Genomic DNA, 15,377 nt, shown 5'->3' with positions numbered 1-15,377 from the left:
GAAATTATGAAGAAAATAGGATTTTTATCGTTTGGACATTGGTCCGATCATGCTGCCTATAAAACCCGTACAGCAAGCGATACGTTGCTTCAGTCCATTGATCTGGCTGTTGCCGCCGAAGAAATCGGGTTAGATGGTGCATATTTCCGGGTACATCATTTTGCCGCTCAGTTAGCATCGCCATTTCCCTTGCTTTCGGCAATCGGTGCCAAAACAAGCAACATCGAGATCGGAACCGGGGTCATTGATATGCGTTATGAAAATCCGCTGTATATGGTGGAAGATGCCGGAGCTGCTGATTTAATCTCGGGGGGCCGATTGCAATTGGGCATCAGTAGGGGTTCGCCGGAACAGGTCATCGATGGTTGGCGCTATTTCGGTTATGAGCCGGCTGAGGGGGAAACCGATGCAGACATGGGACGCCGTAAGGCATTGGAATTTCTGGAGCGGCTGAAAGGTGCCGGATTTGCCCAGCCAAACCCGTACCCGATGTTTCCGAATCCGCCGGGCCTGCTACGGTTGGAACCGCATTCCGAAGGATTGCGCGAACGTATCTGGTGGGGGGCCGCTTCCAATGCTACCGCAGTTTGGGCGGCCGAAAACGGAATGAACCTGCAAAGCTCTACCCTGAAATACGACGAAAGCGGCAAGCCCTTCCATATACAGCAAGCGGAGCAAATCAGGTTGTACAAAGAAGCGTGGAAAAAAGCGGGACACCCGCGCGAACCAAGGGTTTCGGTGAGTCGATCTATTTTTGCACTGGTGACCGATCAAGACAAGTATTACTTTGGACAGGAAGCGGGTCGGGCAGACAAAATCGGGTTTATTGAACAGGACAAACGTGCAATTTTCGGGCGGAGTTATGCTGCGGAGCCGGATCAGCTCATCAACGAATTGGCTCAGGATGAAGCCATCCAAGAGGCGGATACGCTCCTTTTGACGATACCCAATACGTTGGGCGTTGATTACAATGTACACGTGCTGTCCGCTATTTTGGAGCATGTTGCCCCCGGATTGGGCTGGCGTTAAGTCATTTTAAAATACTGATGAAAGAATTAACGATTTACCAAGGCGAATTTTGCATTTCGACCGACAAAACGCTGTTAGCTATTGATTCCATTCACGAATTTTTAGCAACTGAGGCCTATTGGTGCTTAAACATTCCCAAAGACCGCGTGGAAACTGCCATTCAAAATTCCCTCTGCTTCGGTGTATACCATGGTAGAATGCAAATTGGTTTTGCAAGAATCATCTCCGATTTTTCAACAATTGCTTATTTGGGCGATGTCTATATCATCACGGAGTACAGGGGTAAGGGACTGTCGAAATGGCTGATGGAAACCATCATGGGCCACCCAAATTTGCAGGGACTAAGAAGATGGATTTTACTGACGGGTGATGCACATGGATTATATCGTCAATTTGGATGGTCTGCGATTGCAGATCCAACAAACTGGATGGAACTGCACAATAAAAATGTGTATTGATGTATTGCGCCCTCATAAAATACTAAAATTTTTGGAATAAACCAGTCGGATTGCTACCTTTACCATGACTGGACCACCGACACCTATGGCCAAGACAAATGAACGCACTGAAATCGCTATTTCTGAGGAAGTAGTCGGATTTAGCGGAGTTGTATGGGGTAACCACCGGTAACTTGAATAAAGCCGTGAAGCGAAATATCAAGCGGTTCCCAGGCGATTTCATGTTCCAGCTTTCGGAGAATGAATTGACAAACTTGATATTCCAAAATGGAACATCAAATTGGGGAGGCACCAGGAAACCCTTTATGCATTCGGAACAGGGCATAGCTATGCTATCCGGCATTTTGAACAGTGATCGAGCCATCCCGGTTAACATTCAGACCATGCGGATATTTACTAAACTGCGTTGGGTAATCAGGATAAAAATATTGAGCTCGTATTCCAGTACCTCGATCAGCTGAATCATAAAATTAAGCGGCCACCGCTGTTGCCGGACAGGGAAATGGTTGGGTATAAGATTAAAACTCACCCTTTTTTAACGCAAGCCGCATAAACGCCGCATAGAGAAATCCGGTGCCATAGCCAAGAAGCTGCACAAAGCTCGCGGCTACCGCCAACAAACCTATCCGCATGCTTTTGTTCCGCATAGCGGCATCCATAAAAATAAATGCCACATAGCATACTAGTAGGATGAGTAAGCCGACGGCGACGAAAACGGACAACAGTAAAATGAGGCTTACGCCCAGCGTAAAGACAGCGGGAGCTAAATGAACCAGTTTCAACGAATGGGGATGCCGTTTGTAAAGGTTGATCCGGGCAATCCCCGAGTTGAATACTTGCTTGAAAAAGAGCCACATACTGGTGCGTCGCCGGTGGTACACGTAGGCTTCTTTGATCAGCCGTGTCCGGAAGCCAGCATCGATAATCCGGATGCTCATATCGATATCTTCTCCGAAACGCATGGTAGAAAACCCGCCCGTTTGCGCGTATACCTCCTTCGAATAGCCCATGTTGAAGCTCCTGGGGTGAAACTTATCAAGCTTTTCGCTGCCGCCACGGATACCGCCAGTGGTGAAAAAAGAGGTCATGGAATAATTGATCGCATGCTGCAACGGTGTAAAATCTTCCCTGGCCCGATCCGGTCCGCCGAAAGCGTCGGCATAGTCAAGTGCCAGGGACTGCCTGATGGTGGCGATATACCGGGATGGCAACACGCAGTCGGAATCGACGAAAATGAGGTAATCCCCTTTGGCCAGTTCGCTCCCTGTATTACGTGCCTGCCCGGGGCCTGCGTTTGGCCTGTAAGTATAACGTAGGCGCAATGTTGGTGCGTAGGCCTCCACCACGGATTGGCATGTATCGGTGGAGCCGTCTTCAACGATCACCACGTCAAAATCAGTATCTGTCTGCTGGGTAAGGCTTTGGAGCAAATCCCGGACTTCTACGGGCCGGTTGAATACGGGCACAACGATGGATAACTGCATAGACGGCTATTGGGTGTTTCTTCTCATAAAGAAAGACGGTGCCGCATGGGGATACGCTAAGCGATTTCCGATATTTCAGCCCGAAATGAAAAAAAAGATAAAAAAGGAATATTTTTATTAGCGTTATCGCGAAAAGACTCGTCTATATAGATGGATACGCATCATACTGAATTTAAACGAATACGACACCTGCTATACGTGGACGGCAAGGAAGACGGGTCTTTAACGGACATTTTAAACGACATTTTCGACGGTAGGGCGCTGCCTAGTCCTCCAATGGAAGAAAAGCTTTACCGCCAGTATTGGGGCAAACTGATGGGAGTGGCCAAAAGGTATGTGCTGGACAGGGAAACCGCACGGGAAATCGTGAATGACAGTTTTATCAAGGCGTTCAGTAAGCTCCCTACATTTAGGGGGGAAGGCACGGATAAACCAGCGGTATTCGGCGCATGGTTGGTGCGCATCACGGTGAATACGGCGATTGACCGGCTGAGGGTGCAACGCGCGGTACCCGAGACATCATCCATTGATGGGCTGGAGAACCACCCCGCAGTGGAGATGGATGATCGCTTGCAATTGAATGATGTACTGATGCTGCTCGAGAAGCTCCCGGACCTACACCGGATTATTTTCAACCTATACGAGCTGGAAGGCTATTCGCATGAGGAGATCGGGAAGATGATGAATATCCCCACCAGTTCGAGCCGTGTTTACCTGACGAAGGCGAAGCAGGGATTGCGGGCATTGTACACCACCTATTTCGGAGGGCGGCATGATGGATAGGAAACCAAGGAAGGAGTTGATAGCGGGCATCAAGGATTTCCTCCGGGATATAGAGGAACCCTATGACCACCGGGAATGGGAGCATTTCCAGCGGCACCGCAACGCCAAGCGGCGGAAGCCAGTGCCCCTTTTTGTCAAGCTGGCGGGTATTGCGGCGTCGCTGTTCCTGATGGTGTATGCATCGGTCCGCTTCCTTCCTTTTTTTGAGCGGGTTGGGCAAAACGAGCAAGCGATACCCGTGCAACATCCGCCCTCCTCGGATAGTCGGGATTCGACGACCAAAGACACGGCTGTCATCGAACCAGCACCCAGCGCACTTGACGTCGAACACGACGACCAAAAGGACGAAGACATCTCCGTGAAGCGGCTATCCCCTGCGCTGCCAACGGAGGCCGCCAGCGAAAGAGAGGCGCTGGATTCGGTAATCCCCACCACAACACGTGCAGTCCCCTTAACACCCGATTCGCTTCGGATTAGTCACGTCACTAAAAAAACCGAAATCCAAGCCGTACCGCTAAGCAAAGCATGGTCGCTGCACCGGAGCTCCCTGCATGGCAAGCCGAACAAATCGCTGCATATCTCCTTGCCGAACTTGTGGCCACCGGCCGGAAGCCGTGGGGATTTAAGCGGCATATCGGTGGGATTCAACCTGAACCCCGCCTTATCGAACAAAGGTTTTTCGTTGGGCGGTGGCGTATCTGCGCGGATACCGCTATCCGACCGGATATCCACGGAAATCGGGCTCACCTACACAACCATGAAGGTGGGCAGGGATAGGGCTGCCGATATCACCGATACGGTCAGTACCCAGCTCGTTGGGATGAGGAACACCGTAGGCATGGTGATGCTGCCTGTATCACTGAACTACGCGATTTCCGAGCATTTCACCGCATCTTTGGGCGTCGCACCGTTCACCGTGGTGCGCGATCGGCGGACCGATATCCTTGAATCCTACCATTGGATAAGGGGGGATGTCGCATCGGGCGACACGTCACTGCGCTTGGTCAGCGAAAGAAGTGAATTGAAACGGCCGGACTCGCTTTATCAAAACAATACCTATCTGGGTTTTATTCAATTATCCGGCTATGTCCATCCGCCATTCCTGCGACGGTATAATGCCGTTATCGCGCCGTACATCGGTGTACCGATCGGCCGGTTGCGCAATGACCAGTACCGCTGGCTGCATGGTGGGGTGTCGTTCCGGATTTATTTGCGGTAAGGTGGTCACAAATTGTCACCCTAAGTTTGGGGAGATGCTATAAATCGTATCTTTACGAATGATTCCGGTTACAAAAACGCGTAATAAATTGACTTTTCTGTTTCCCTTGGTTTTGATCCTATGGGGGTCGGTCCAGGCGCAGCGTCCGCCAGTCCCCGATCAGATCAACTTTGTAAGGCAGGGGGTGCGGCGGTATATATTTGACGATACGCATACGATTCCGCTGGCAGCATTGAACCCTAAGGAAATCATCGGGATGTCTGCCATGTACCCGATCACCCATTACTTGAAGTCTCATGCCCAGACGGAGGTACACCAGCACCAACTGATTGTCCGATCGGATACCGAAACGCAAACGGCCATTTGGTTCGGAGGTTTCAACCCATTTGCGACTTACACCATCGATCTGGCATCCTGCGAGGGAACAGGAGCGATCGGATTTGAGTTTTCAGATGCCGCCAAAGCCGAACGGTATGTCGTCACCGTCGCGTATCAACAAGGGCATATCACCGATGTGTATCAAAAATTAATGCGGGACGATGAGGTGATTATAAACGAATCCATCGCCATCAATACCGAAACGGAAGCCACCCTGCAAGGGAAGCTTATACTCCAGATGCTGGGCAGCGGACTGACGCTATATAGGCAACACAATGGACTGCCCCTGCCGATCGGACAGGCTGATTTTACGCATATTGACCTGCGGAAGAAACAATACCTGCACACCTTCCAGTCGAGCCTGCATGTTCATATAAAAAGCGGGGCGGTACGGATCAATAACGTCTCATCCGCGCTGGGCAGCGGCATGGGCCTGGCCGACATCAGGGCCATCACCTATGAGGACGGGATGCCATTGCTGGATCAAGGGCGGCTTTGGTATACCATGACTATCAGGGGGCGTGCATTACCCCATCAGGTGCAGGGTGTTTTCAGCATGGACCCTACCGTATTTGACCTTCGGTTTGAAGGGGTCATCTTGTTTGACCGGCAAGACGGAATACTCCGGAATGAGGTAGCGTCTCATCTCTTCTATGACAGGAGGGACAGCGTTTGGCGGGGTATCACCACCGGCTTCAGCGCATATGCCAACAAGCAGGAGCAGAAACAGTTGCTGGCAGTAGCGAGTGCGAAAGATCCGCGCTTTGGCTTTTCCGTCATGCAGGCCGCGCCTTTTGGCATCGTGGGTGATATTGAGGATCCGCATATCCTGTATGACGCTACAGCAAAGAAGTGGCGGATCCTGACGTGTGAAAACAACGATGGCTATAAAGCGATCATGTTGGAATCGGATACCTGGAACAAGGATTACCGGCGCATAGCAGGTCCGGTAGCGCACAATTCTACCGGAACGTCCATCCAACGCATCGGCGGAAAACGCTATTGCTTTTCCGGAAGTCAAGAGCGGAAAATCTTTATCTATTCTTATCCGGACCTCCAGGAGGCCGGCACGCTGAAGATGGATTTACCCCCCTGGGATGAAACGTCAGGCGCCCGGGTTTGGCCCAATGTGGTGGAGTTGCCTGACGGTTATCCGTTCCGTTATGTAGCCCTTATGATGGATCGGTTTAATTATCCGGAACTGGAAGGACCGAACTGGACGTATGGTGCGTTATACCTATACCATGGTTATGACGAATAAGGAAATGGCGCTGTACATCAAAGTTTTTCATATTCGCACCGCATAAACCTAAACTCAGCGCAATCCATATTGGACGCATAGTTCGTTTCCTCCAAGAGTCGATTTCCATCGTATTTGCGCTGCAATACGTTACATTCGGACCCGCCGGAGTCCGTTGAGCGCACGCAGGATATCGGACTGCCCCACGCATTGTAGGCCCATTTTAAGCGGGTTACGTGGCCTTGCTGGTATGTTACCTCTTCGGCGGGTTGCATCTGTTGTGCAATATACTGGTATTCCACACGTACGATAAGCTGATTATTAGTATCGTAGGTAACGCTCGCTGTCTGCCTGCCTCGGCTGTCATATGAGAACGTGATGTATTCTAACGGTGGTTGGCCTGGGTAACCGTGTTCTTGCCGGATAAGTCTGTTTTGGTTGTCGTAGCTATAGCGACTCTGATTAATAATCCCTAACTCCGTATCGGTGGAAACGGCGCCAATCAGGTTATCGCCTTCGTATTCATAATCCGTTGCTAACATCAACGTTCCGTCGCCTCCATAATTTTCGATTCGAGAGGTCTTACGCTGATTATAAAAATAGAAAGTGTAACGTGATAACCTTAGTCCATCCCCATAATTGGAAAATAGGTGGTTGGAATGAGGCAGGCCATCTTCGTATCTGAAATAGCTGTAAGATTGGATGTTGTCGGGCTGAGGCGGCGTGGGCGGGAAATCATCCCCATTCGAATCATATACATATTCAGTTATGCTGTAGGGCTCCTTAGCGGCACTATTGTTGTATTCCAGCCTTTTAATCAGGCGATAGTTGGCCTCATCAGGTCTGTCGACATCGTTTTTACGACACCCGGTCGTGCACATTGAAGCAATGCAGCAAATGGCGATTATTCTTTTCATTGTTGGTTGATTCGGACAGCAAATAACGACAATTTTCGCTACAGATGATTACACTCAGGAAATTGAATAAATATTCGTTCTTTTGAGAGATGACTAACTACCTATTGGTTTCTGTATGGATGGTTATCGCCGTTAATGGCTTTGCCCAACAGCGGTTGCCGCTTTATCCGGATACCATACCCAATTCCAGGCACGCGGAAAACCGTGAGGAGGACCAGCCGAACGCCGCGGTGGATACGCTGACACTCAACGTGTCCGTACCGAGCCTCACTGCCTTCTTCCCGCCTAAGGAAATCGCCACCGGTACGGCTGTCATCATTTGCCCCGGCGGCGGCTACCATGCGCTGCTTAGCAAACGTGAGGGTTCGGACGTGGCAAGGGAATTTAATAAGCTCGGGGTGACGGCATTCGTGTTGCGCTATCGGCTGCCCAGTGATGAGACGATGCGCGACAAGAGCATCGGACCGTTGCAGGATGCGCAGCAGGCCATCAAGCTGGTACGGGAGCATGCCGATCAGTGGGGCATAAAACCCGATCGCATCGGCATCATGGGGTTTTCGGCAGGGGGGCATTTGGCCGCGACAGCAGGCACGCACGCTGATGATGCGTTCGTGGCCAATCCCGGACAAACCAGTTTACGTCCGGATTTCATGCTATTGATCAACCCGGTGATCAGTTTCACGGATTCCATCGGACATGTGGGATCCCGTCATAACCTGTTGGGTGAACACCCGACGGCAGAAAAGATCCGGTATTTTTCTAACGAAACCCAGATCAACGGATCAACCCCTCCGGCATTTCTGGTGCATTCGGGTGTGGATGAGGTGGTACCGGTGGAGAATAGTTTATGGTTTTATAATACGCTCCGAAAACAGGGTGTACGCGCGGGCTTGCATATTTATGCAACGGGTGAACATGGGTTCCTCACCGCTCCCGCCTTTGATGAATGGTTTGGCCGATGCGTCTACTGGATGGAATCCCAAGATTTGCGATGATAAAGTCAGGAAAGCTTGCTGTTCGCGCCCTCGCCCCACTCGCCTGCATCTGCCAGATGCTCACCGGATGTATGCCTACGCCGGTCAACGATGCGCAATGGAAAGAATACCTGGGCGGACCGGATCGGAACCACTATTCTTCTCTCCGCCAGATCGATACGTCAAACGTGGCGGCCTTGCAGGTGGCCTGGGTGTACCATACGGGCGATTCGGGACAGGTGCAGTGCAACCCGATCGTGGTTGATGACGTACTGTACGGTGTCACGGCGTCAAACGCGGTCTTCGCGCTCGACGCGGCTACGGGAGCGGAGCTGTGGACCAATGCATCGAGCACCGGATTCTCGGGGAATGTAAACCGGGGGGTCACCTACTGGGAGTCGGGCAAGGATAAGCGGATCCTCTTTGCATACGGCGAGTGGTTAACGGCATTGGATGCGCGCACGGGTACCGTCATCGACACGTTTGGCGAGGGGGGCAAGGTCAGCCTCAAGGCCGGACTTGGAGCGGCGGCGAAGGATAAATATCTGGCCTCAACGACCCCGGGTACGCTTTATGAAAACCTGATCATCATGCCCCTGCGCGTGGGGGAAGGAGACGGGGCGGCACGGGGGCATATCCAGGCCTTTGATGTCAAGACCGGCAAATTAGCCTGGGTATTTCATACCATACCGCAAGCGGGTGAACCGGGGCATGAGACTTGGCCGGAGGGCATCGATCAAGACGCGATCACTGGTGGGGCGAACAGTTGGCCCGGTATGGCGGTGGATCGCGGTCGCGGTATCGTATATGTGCCCACCGGGTCACCGGCTTTCGATTTTTATGGTGGCCGGCGGCATGGAGAAAACCGATACGCCAATTGCCTGATTGCCCTCGATGCGCGCACGGGCAAGCTGCTATGGCACTATCAATTTGTCCACCATGATCTTTGGGACCGGGATTTGCCCGCGCCGCCCAATCTGGTGACGCTGAACCGCCAGGGTAGAAAAATCGATGCCGTGGCCCAGGTAACCAAATCAGGCCATGTGTTCGTGTTCGATCGGGTATCCGGCAAACCCGTATTCCCCATTGAAGAAAAGCCCTTCCCCGCATCGGACGTGCCGGGTGAAGCCGCATGGCCTACCCAGCCCATCCCCACCTTGCCCAAGCCCTTCGCGAGGCAACAGCTCGCCGACACGGATATCAGCAGGCTGGCCGAGAATCGAACGGAACTGATGGCCATCTATCATGCGGCGAATAAAGGCGTGTTCCAGCCCCTGTCTGTCGGAAAGCAAACGATCTTGTTTCCCGGTGCGGATGGCGGAGCAGAGTGGGGCGGCGCAGCCGTAGATGACCGGGGCGTGATGTATATCAACGCCAATGAGATGGCTTGGCTCTTTAGCTTATCGCCGGATGAAGAGGGCGCGGAACAAGTGAACCTTACCGCTGGGAATCTCTTGTATAACAACCATTGTGCAAGCTGCCATGGCGTCGATTTAAAAGGTCATCCGGGCAGCGGGTACCCGGCTCTGGTGGAGGTGAAGAAAAAGCTCCAACGCCCGGAACTTCAAAAAATCATCACGAATGGCAAAGGGATGATGCCCGGATTTGCCCACTTAACCGCATCGGATAAACAAGCGGTCATTGATTTTCTGCTTGAAACCGAAAAACAAGAAGCACAGGAGGCGACCACCGTGGCAGGGGCGCTGCCTGCGAAGTCGCCCTATCGGTTTAATGGGTACAATAAGTTTTTGGATAACCGGGGCTATCCGGCAATATCCCCGCCTTGGGGAACGCTAACCGCCATCGACCTCAATACCGGCGACCAACTGTGGCAGCACCCCTTGGGCGAATTTGAGGAACTCACCGCCGAAGGTCACCCCCCGACGGGAACGGAAAATTACGGCGGACCGGTGGCGACCGCCGGCGGACTGCTCTTTATCGCCGCCACGAAAGATGGGATGTTCAGGGCCTTTGATAAAGCGACGGGGAAATTACTGTGGTCGGATAAACTTCCAGCCGCAGGCTTTGCAACGCCCAGCACCTATGCGGTAAACGGAAAGCAATACATTGTCATTGCGGCCGGCGGAACGAAGCTGGATACCCCTAAGGGCGATGCTTACGTGGCCTATTCATTGCCAGATTAATGGGCTAAAGGGCGTTGTTTGACAGCCCCTCTTCTTGTTGTGCCAACAATGTTTCAGCAGGCTTGACGGCGCTGTTTTTCAGTATTTCGCTGTTGGCCATATAGGCTTCGTTGCCCGCGTAGATAAACAGCAAAGACCCATTCTTGATCGTATTGATGATCGGCTTATTCAATTCCCTGGGCAAAGCCGGGCAACCATAGCTTCTTCCCAGCCGTCCGGTAGCACGGATCACGTTTTCACTGCAATAATCCGCCCCATGGATCACCACTGCCCTCGCCATCGCTTGGTCATTGATGCCGCGCTCCAAGCCTTCCAGCCGAAGGGAATAACCATTGCCTCCCTGATACGTCGCATCGGTGAGATAAAACCCCAGTGAACTTTGCAGCGAACCGTGTTTATTGGAAAATTCAGTGGCATATTTCTCCCCACTGTTCCGGCCGTGGGAAACGATCGTATGAAACAGCAATTTTTTGTTTTCCATATCCAACACATACATCCGCTTTTCGGTAGAAGGCAAGGTAAAGTCGATCACCGTCAGAATGTCCTTATTCTTGGCCGGGATGGTCGTATAGCCGATCATGGCCTGCTCAAAAGCCTCATAGTTGAGAATGGACTGAAGATGTAAACTATCGTATAGCGCTTGGGTTTCAGATGATTCCGGTAATGGGTTGATGGAGTCTACCTGCTTGATTTCTTCCCGTTTGTTTTCCGCTTCTTTGACCTGTAATGGATGAAAGGCAAGGCTTACAAAAACCGCAACAATCATCACCAGAAACAATTTATTCATACGCACCTTTCGTTTTCTTCGGTTACAAAGGTAGTAATAATATGATTATCAAAATGTTAAAAAATGTCAATCGATCACGATGACTAGTGAGGCGAAGGTTTCCGCCCAATCATAGATGAATTTTGCATGCGAGGTGGCATTGCGGACGCACATGTGCGACCGGGGCGTGGTGCCCAGGGTCGCGCTGTGTTCGATGATGGGCGCGTTCGGACTGTTCGTCGGTACCCCATGGATATAAGCCCCCCGGGTAAACCGGTTGGCGTGAGGGGCATAGCCTTTGATGGTTTTGGTACCATCCTTCAAATACAACATCTTGGGCTTTTTCTCCTGAAGCACGAAGATGCCCGTCGGCGTTTCCATGGAATACGGGGGCTTATGCACCCCCGAAGTGGCCGGGTTCATGCTACGTGTACGCCAGGATGCTTCCCCCGTGCGCTCCATGGTGCAGATATTCTGATTAGTCACATCTACCGCCACCACATGATCAAACCGTACCGAATCGCCCAGGGTCTTGATGTACTTTTTCGGCACTTCCCATGTTCCCCCAAACGAAATGCCCGCAATCTTGACCATCGGGATGGTATCGCTGCTCAGCAATTCGACCAACCAACCATCCCGACCGTATATCACGGGGGCATCGCTATTGCCTACCTCATACAAAGGCGCTGCTTGATTACGCTCGGTGCCTGCGGTATCGGATACCCGCTTGTAGGCATTGCGCACAAAATTGGGCACCAGGGGTGCTTCGCCGTTTCTGTTTTTATAGTTTTGCAACACCGCATAGCGCTTGCTCCCCCGCTGAATATTTTCGATATGCGCCAGCTTTTCCTTGATCTTATCCCATTGGAATACGCGGACCGTATCCTCGTAGGGATATTCATCCTCCAAGGTATATTTGTCAAAAGCAAGCTCCTTGGTCAGGTTGATATCAGCTGCCGTCCGCGGGCGATTGCGCTCTTCTTCTTCAGCCTTTCTGACCTGTTCCAGCGAGTCTGCCTTTCGCTTTGCTGCCTCATCCTGCAGTGTGGCGTTTCTTTCGTTGCACGAAAAGATAACCGGCACCACGAGAAAAACAAGGGGATATAATAATCTCATATGTTACCTAAACATTAAAGTTCACGAAACGTTTGCGGTACTTGACCCGTATATTCACGGAATATACTATATTAGGTGCATGAAACTCCTGACTCATCAATTCAAAACCGTCCATTATGCGCCTCCTGCTCACGACCATGTGCCTGTGCCTCTTCCAATTGCTCTTTGCACAAAATAACGGCCAAATCAAGGGCGTTGTCGTTGACGCCAGCAGACAGCCCCTGGAAAAAGCGACGGTAGCTGTCGTCTCTGCCAGCGACTCCATGGTCATTACCTACTCGCTCTCGGATGACAAAGGCCGGTTTGACCTCGTGAAACTACCTGCCCAGAAACCGCTGATCCTGCACATCACCCACGTCAACAGTTCGCCCTACAGCCGGGAAATCAATCTAAAAGCGAAGGAAACCCTGATCCTTGACACGATTTTGATGGGTGGCATCAACCTGGATGAAGTGGTCATCACACAGGTGGCGCCCATCCGATTGAATGGGGATACCCTCGAGTACAAAGCCGATTACTTCAAGACACGGCCCAACGCCAACGTAGAAGAACTCCTACAGCTCCTGCCCGGCCTGCAGGTCAATGTAGACGGCACTATCTACTACCAGGGCAAGCAAGTCTCGAAAGTCCGGGTAAACAACAAGGATTTCTTTGCCCAGGACCTCACCATGGCCACCCGCAACCTGGATGCTTCGTTGATCGATGTGATACAGGTCATCAAAGACAAGGGAGAGTCCAAGCGCGAGATCCTGGATGATTCGGAATTACCCATCGTGATCAACCTCAAGACCAAACAGGAATTTGTCAAGGCCGATTTCGGCAAGTTCTACGGCAGCGGGGGCACGCGCGACCGCTACGAGGCCGGCGCATTGGTCAACACCTTCCGGGATACCTTGCAGATCAGCTTCATCGGCTATGCCAATAACATCAGCCGGCAGGGGTTTGATTACAGTGAGCTGAGTCAGTACGGAGGCTTGGACCGAGCGGAGAACAATTCTTTCAGTTCGATGAGTTACGGCGGACTACAAAACAAGATCTCCGTAGGCATCAATGCCAATTACGACATCGGCAAGAAGCTGAAGACCAATTTGATGTACACCTTTGAGCAACAGCATGACTATGTCGACAATAAAGGCATCAATTCCAATTTTTATGATGCCATCACCGAAATCGCGAATAACCGCAATAATTCGACGTACCGGAACTATGGGCACAAGGTCCGGGCCTTTACCCGGTATGCACCCGATACGACAGCAAGGGTCTCCCTGGAGGCCAACGTAGAACTTGGCCGGAATGTAAACGACCATTACGGTAGCTCCAGCACCCTACGGGATGAGACCACCAACGTCCGCGAAGGCGAAAACAACAGCAACTCGACCCGGCAAAACCGGAGCTACCAGTATAATTTCTACGCAGAGAAAAAACTGACCGCCTCCAAGATCCTCTTCTCCCTCAGCCACAACCTCAACAACCGGCTCACCGAAAATGAAAACGCCAACCAGTCCTTCAATCGCTACTACCTATTCAACGACAGCACCATCAATCAAGGCATACTGCGCCTGGAGGATGGCAACACCACCAGCATCGGCAATACCCTGAATGTACAGGTGCCCATCCGCAAAAAGATCAATTGGGACTGGTATGCCCGCTACAATTGGGAGCTGAACCGCAACCTGGAAGAAATAGACAATAAAATCAATACCGACGACTACACCAGCCGCAATGACGTGGCGAACAACAAGCAAGGGCGATTCGGCTTCACCTACTTGGGCACCCGCGCAAATGCGTCCCTCTTCAAGGATAAACTGAAAGTCTCGGTAGGTATTGAATGGCTAGACCTGAGCCGCCGCTACCACTACTACGGAAAAACCGCCGACCTAAACGACAACCACCGCTATTGGCTGCCCAATGCTTCGCTGTCCTATGAAGGGTTGAACTTATCCTACAACAAACAGGTCAGGCTGCCTTCCTTCTATCAACTTATCGCCGTCAATTCCGATCTATACCCCACTTCACTGACGATCGCCAGCCCCTATTTCGATAACCAGATGGAGCAAAACCTCAATTTCCGCTATTTCAAGTGGTTCAAAAAAATCAATGTAAACTTCAATGCATCAGCGGGCTATACCGCCTACAACATATCCATCGGTTCGAAGAACACCTATAATGTAGCCAGCACCGAATCCACCAATGAGCGCTATCAGACGGCGGGTACCGACCGCCTGTATGTTAATACCTACATCATGAAGCGCTTCGTACAGAACAAGGTATGGAACATCAGCCTGAATATATCCGGATACGGCTCCACCGATGTATCCTATAATACGGTAAATGGAGAGGAAAACAAAGCCAGAGGCTTGTATGGCAATTTGACGAACACCCTCACGGCCACCTACAAAAACAAGGTGACCCTCATCCCCACCTATAGCGTCAACATGAATAGGGTTCGGAACGAGCGACAAAGCACCAACTTCCGCGACGTCACCAACGCAAGCCATAGCATCGGCGGCATGCTCCGGTTGGATGACCTCCGGCGCCTCCGCCTGGAAGCCGCCTACACCCTGAAGAACCAAGCCCAGAACCTGCACAATGACCGCACCAACCTCCACCTCATCAACGCCTCCCTGTATTACCCCGTGTTGCAGCGCAAAGGCGAACTGAAGTTTACCGCTTTTGACATCCTCAATCAAAATCAGAACATCTGGATGGGCAGCTATGGCAACACGAACTATTACCAGGAACAACTCACCCTGCGCCAATATTTTATGCTGGGCGTGGTGTATAAATTTCTGGCAACGCCGGTGAAGTAAATCGATGCTCGTTATCTCAGACATCTCCCGTTACTATTGGATAATATCTTCCATTTGTA

At 51.5% G+C, this 15,377-nt stretch carries 13 protein-coding genes; 9 read left to right on the top strand and 4 right to left on the bottom strand.

The features are described 5' to 3' along the window. Positions 1 to 6 precede the first annotated feature (6 nt). The 3 genes from ACMGDE_RS14710 (at position 7) to ACMGDE_RS14700 (ending at position 1,948) form a co-directional block, all read left to right on the top strand. Positions 7 to 1,029, top strand: coding sequence for an LLM class flavin-dependent oxidoreductase (locus ACMGDE_RS14710; protein WP_436833578.1), 1,023 nt, complete (start codon positions 7 to 9; stop codon positions 1,027 to 1,029). Between the two features lie 17 nt (positions 1,030 to 1,046). After that, on the top strand, positions 1,047 to 1,487 hold the full coding sequence (locus ACMGDE_RS14705) for a GNAT family N-acetyltransferase (protein WP_436833577.1): 441 nt from the start codon (positions 1,047 to 1,049) through the stop codon (positions 1,485 to 1,487). 185 nt (positions 1,488 to 1,672) lie between these two features. Continuing rightward, positions 1,673 to 1,948, top strand: coding sequence for an ORF6N domain-containing protein (locus ACMGDE_RS14700; RefSeq protein ID WP_436833576.1), 276 nt, complete (start codon positions 1,673 to 1,675; stop codon positions 1,946 to 1,948). A gap of 57 nt (positions 1,949 to 2,005) precedes the next feature. Here the strand turns inward: ACMGDE_RS14700 and ACMGDE_RS14695 are convergent, their stop codons facing one another. Further along, a complete protein-coding gene (locus tag ACMGDE_RS14695; RefSeq protein WP_436833575.1) occupies positions 2,006 to 2,971 on the bottom strand; it encodes a glycosyltransferase family 2 protein in 966 nt (321 codons plus the stop codon). A 150-nt stretch (positions 2,972 to 3,121) separates the two neighbouring features. Here ACMGDE_RS14695 and ACMGDE_RS14690 point away from each other — a divergent pair, with 150 nt between their 5' ends. From ACMGDE_RS14690 to ACMGDE_RS14680, 3 genes are all read left to right on the top strand, one after another. Beyond that, positions 3,122 to 3,754 carry an RNA polymerase sigma factor gene (locus tag ACMGDE_RS14690; protein WP_436833574.1) on the top strand — a complete coding sequence of 211 codons (633 nt, stop codon included), beginning with the start codon at positions 3,122 to 3,124 and terminating at the stop codon, positions 3,752 to 3,754. Then, positions 3,747 to 4,973 carry a hypothetical protein gene (locus tag ACMGDE_RS14685; RefSeq protein WP_436833573.1) on the top strand — a complete coding sequence of 409 codons (1,227 nt, stop codon included), beginning with the start codon at positions 3,747 to 3,749 and terminating at the stop codon, positions 4,971 to 4,973. The genes ACMGDE_RS14690 and ACMGDE_RS14685 overlap by 8 nt, the downstream gene beginning before the upstream one ends. Before the next feature lie 88 nt (positions 4,974 to 5,061). Beyond that, positions 5,062 to 6,612, top strand: coding sequence for a glycoside hydrolase family protein (locus ACMGDE_RS14680; RefSeq protein ID WP_436833572.1), 1,551 nt, complete (start codon positions 5,062 to 5,064; stop codon positions 6,610 to 6,612). 17 nt (positions 6,613 to 6,629) lie between these two features. Here the strand turns inward: ACMGDE_RS14680 and ACMGDE_RS14675 are convergent, their stop codons facing one another. Further along, positions 6,630 to 7,508, bottom strand: a complete 879-nt coding sequence (locus tag ACMGDE_RS14675; RefSeq protein WP_436833571.1) for a hypothetical protein — start codon at positions 7,506 to 7,508, stop codon at positions 6,630 to 6,632. Between the two features lie 89 nt (positions 7,509 to 7,597). Between ACMGDE_RS14675 and ACMGDE_RS14670 the strand changes: the two genes are divergently transcribed. Next, positions 7,598 to 8,503, top strand: coding sequence for an alpha/beta hydrolase (locus tag ACMGDE_RS14670; protein WP_436833570.1), 906 nt, complete (start codon positions 7,598 to 7,600; stop codon positions 8,501 to 8,503). Beyond that, a complete protein-coding gene (locus ACMGDE_RS14665) occupies positions 8,500 to 10,626 on the top strand; it encodes an outer membrane protein assembly factor BamB family protein (RefSeq protein WP_436833569.1) in 2,127 nt (708 codons plus the stop codon). Before ACMGDE_RS14670 ends, ACMGDE_RS14665 begins: the two co-directional genes overlap by 4 nt. 4 nt (positions 10,627 to 10,630) lie before the next feature. On the opposite strand, the gene ACMGDE_RS14660 is transcribed toward ACMGDE_RS14665, so the two are convergent. Both ACMGDE_RS14660 and ACMGDE_RS14655 read right to left on the bottom strand, forming a co-directional pair. After that, positions 10,631 to 11,413, bottom strand: a complete 783-nt coding sequence (locus ACMGDE_RS14660) for a murein L,D-transpeptidase catalytic domain family protein (protein WP_436833568.1) — start codon at positions 11,411 to 11,413, stop codon at positions 10,631 to 10,633. 66 nt (positions 11,414 to 11,479) lie between these two features. Next, positions 11,480 to 12,508 carry a L,D-transpeptidase gene (locus ACMGDE_RS14655; RefSeq protein WP_436833567.1) on the bottom strand — a complete coding sequence of 343 codons (1,029 nt, stop codon included), beginning with the start codon at positions 12,506 to 12,508 and terminating at the stop codon, positions 11,480 to 11,482. 116 nt (positions 12,509 to 12,624) lie between these two features. Here ACMGDE_RS14655 and ACMGDE_RS14650 point away from each other — a divergent pair, with 116 nt between their 5' ends. Further along, positions 12,625 to 15,318 carry a carboxypeptidase regulatory-like domain-containing protein gene (locus tag ACMGDE_RS14650; protein ID WP_436833566.1) on the top strand — a complete coding sequence of 898 codons (2,694 nt, stop codon included), beginning with the start codon at positions 12,625 to 12,627 and terminating at the stop codon, positions 15,316 to 15,318. Positions 15,319 to 15,377 lie beyond the last annotated feature (59 nt).

Source organism: Parapedobacter brassicae (genome assembly GCF_051400755.1).
Taxonomy (GTDB): domain Bacteria; phylum Bacteroidota; class Bacteroidia; order Sphingobacteriales; family Sphingobacteriaceae; genus Parapedobacter.
Note: the sequence above shows the minus strand (reverse complement) of the source record. Positions and strands in the feature narration are given on the sequence as shown.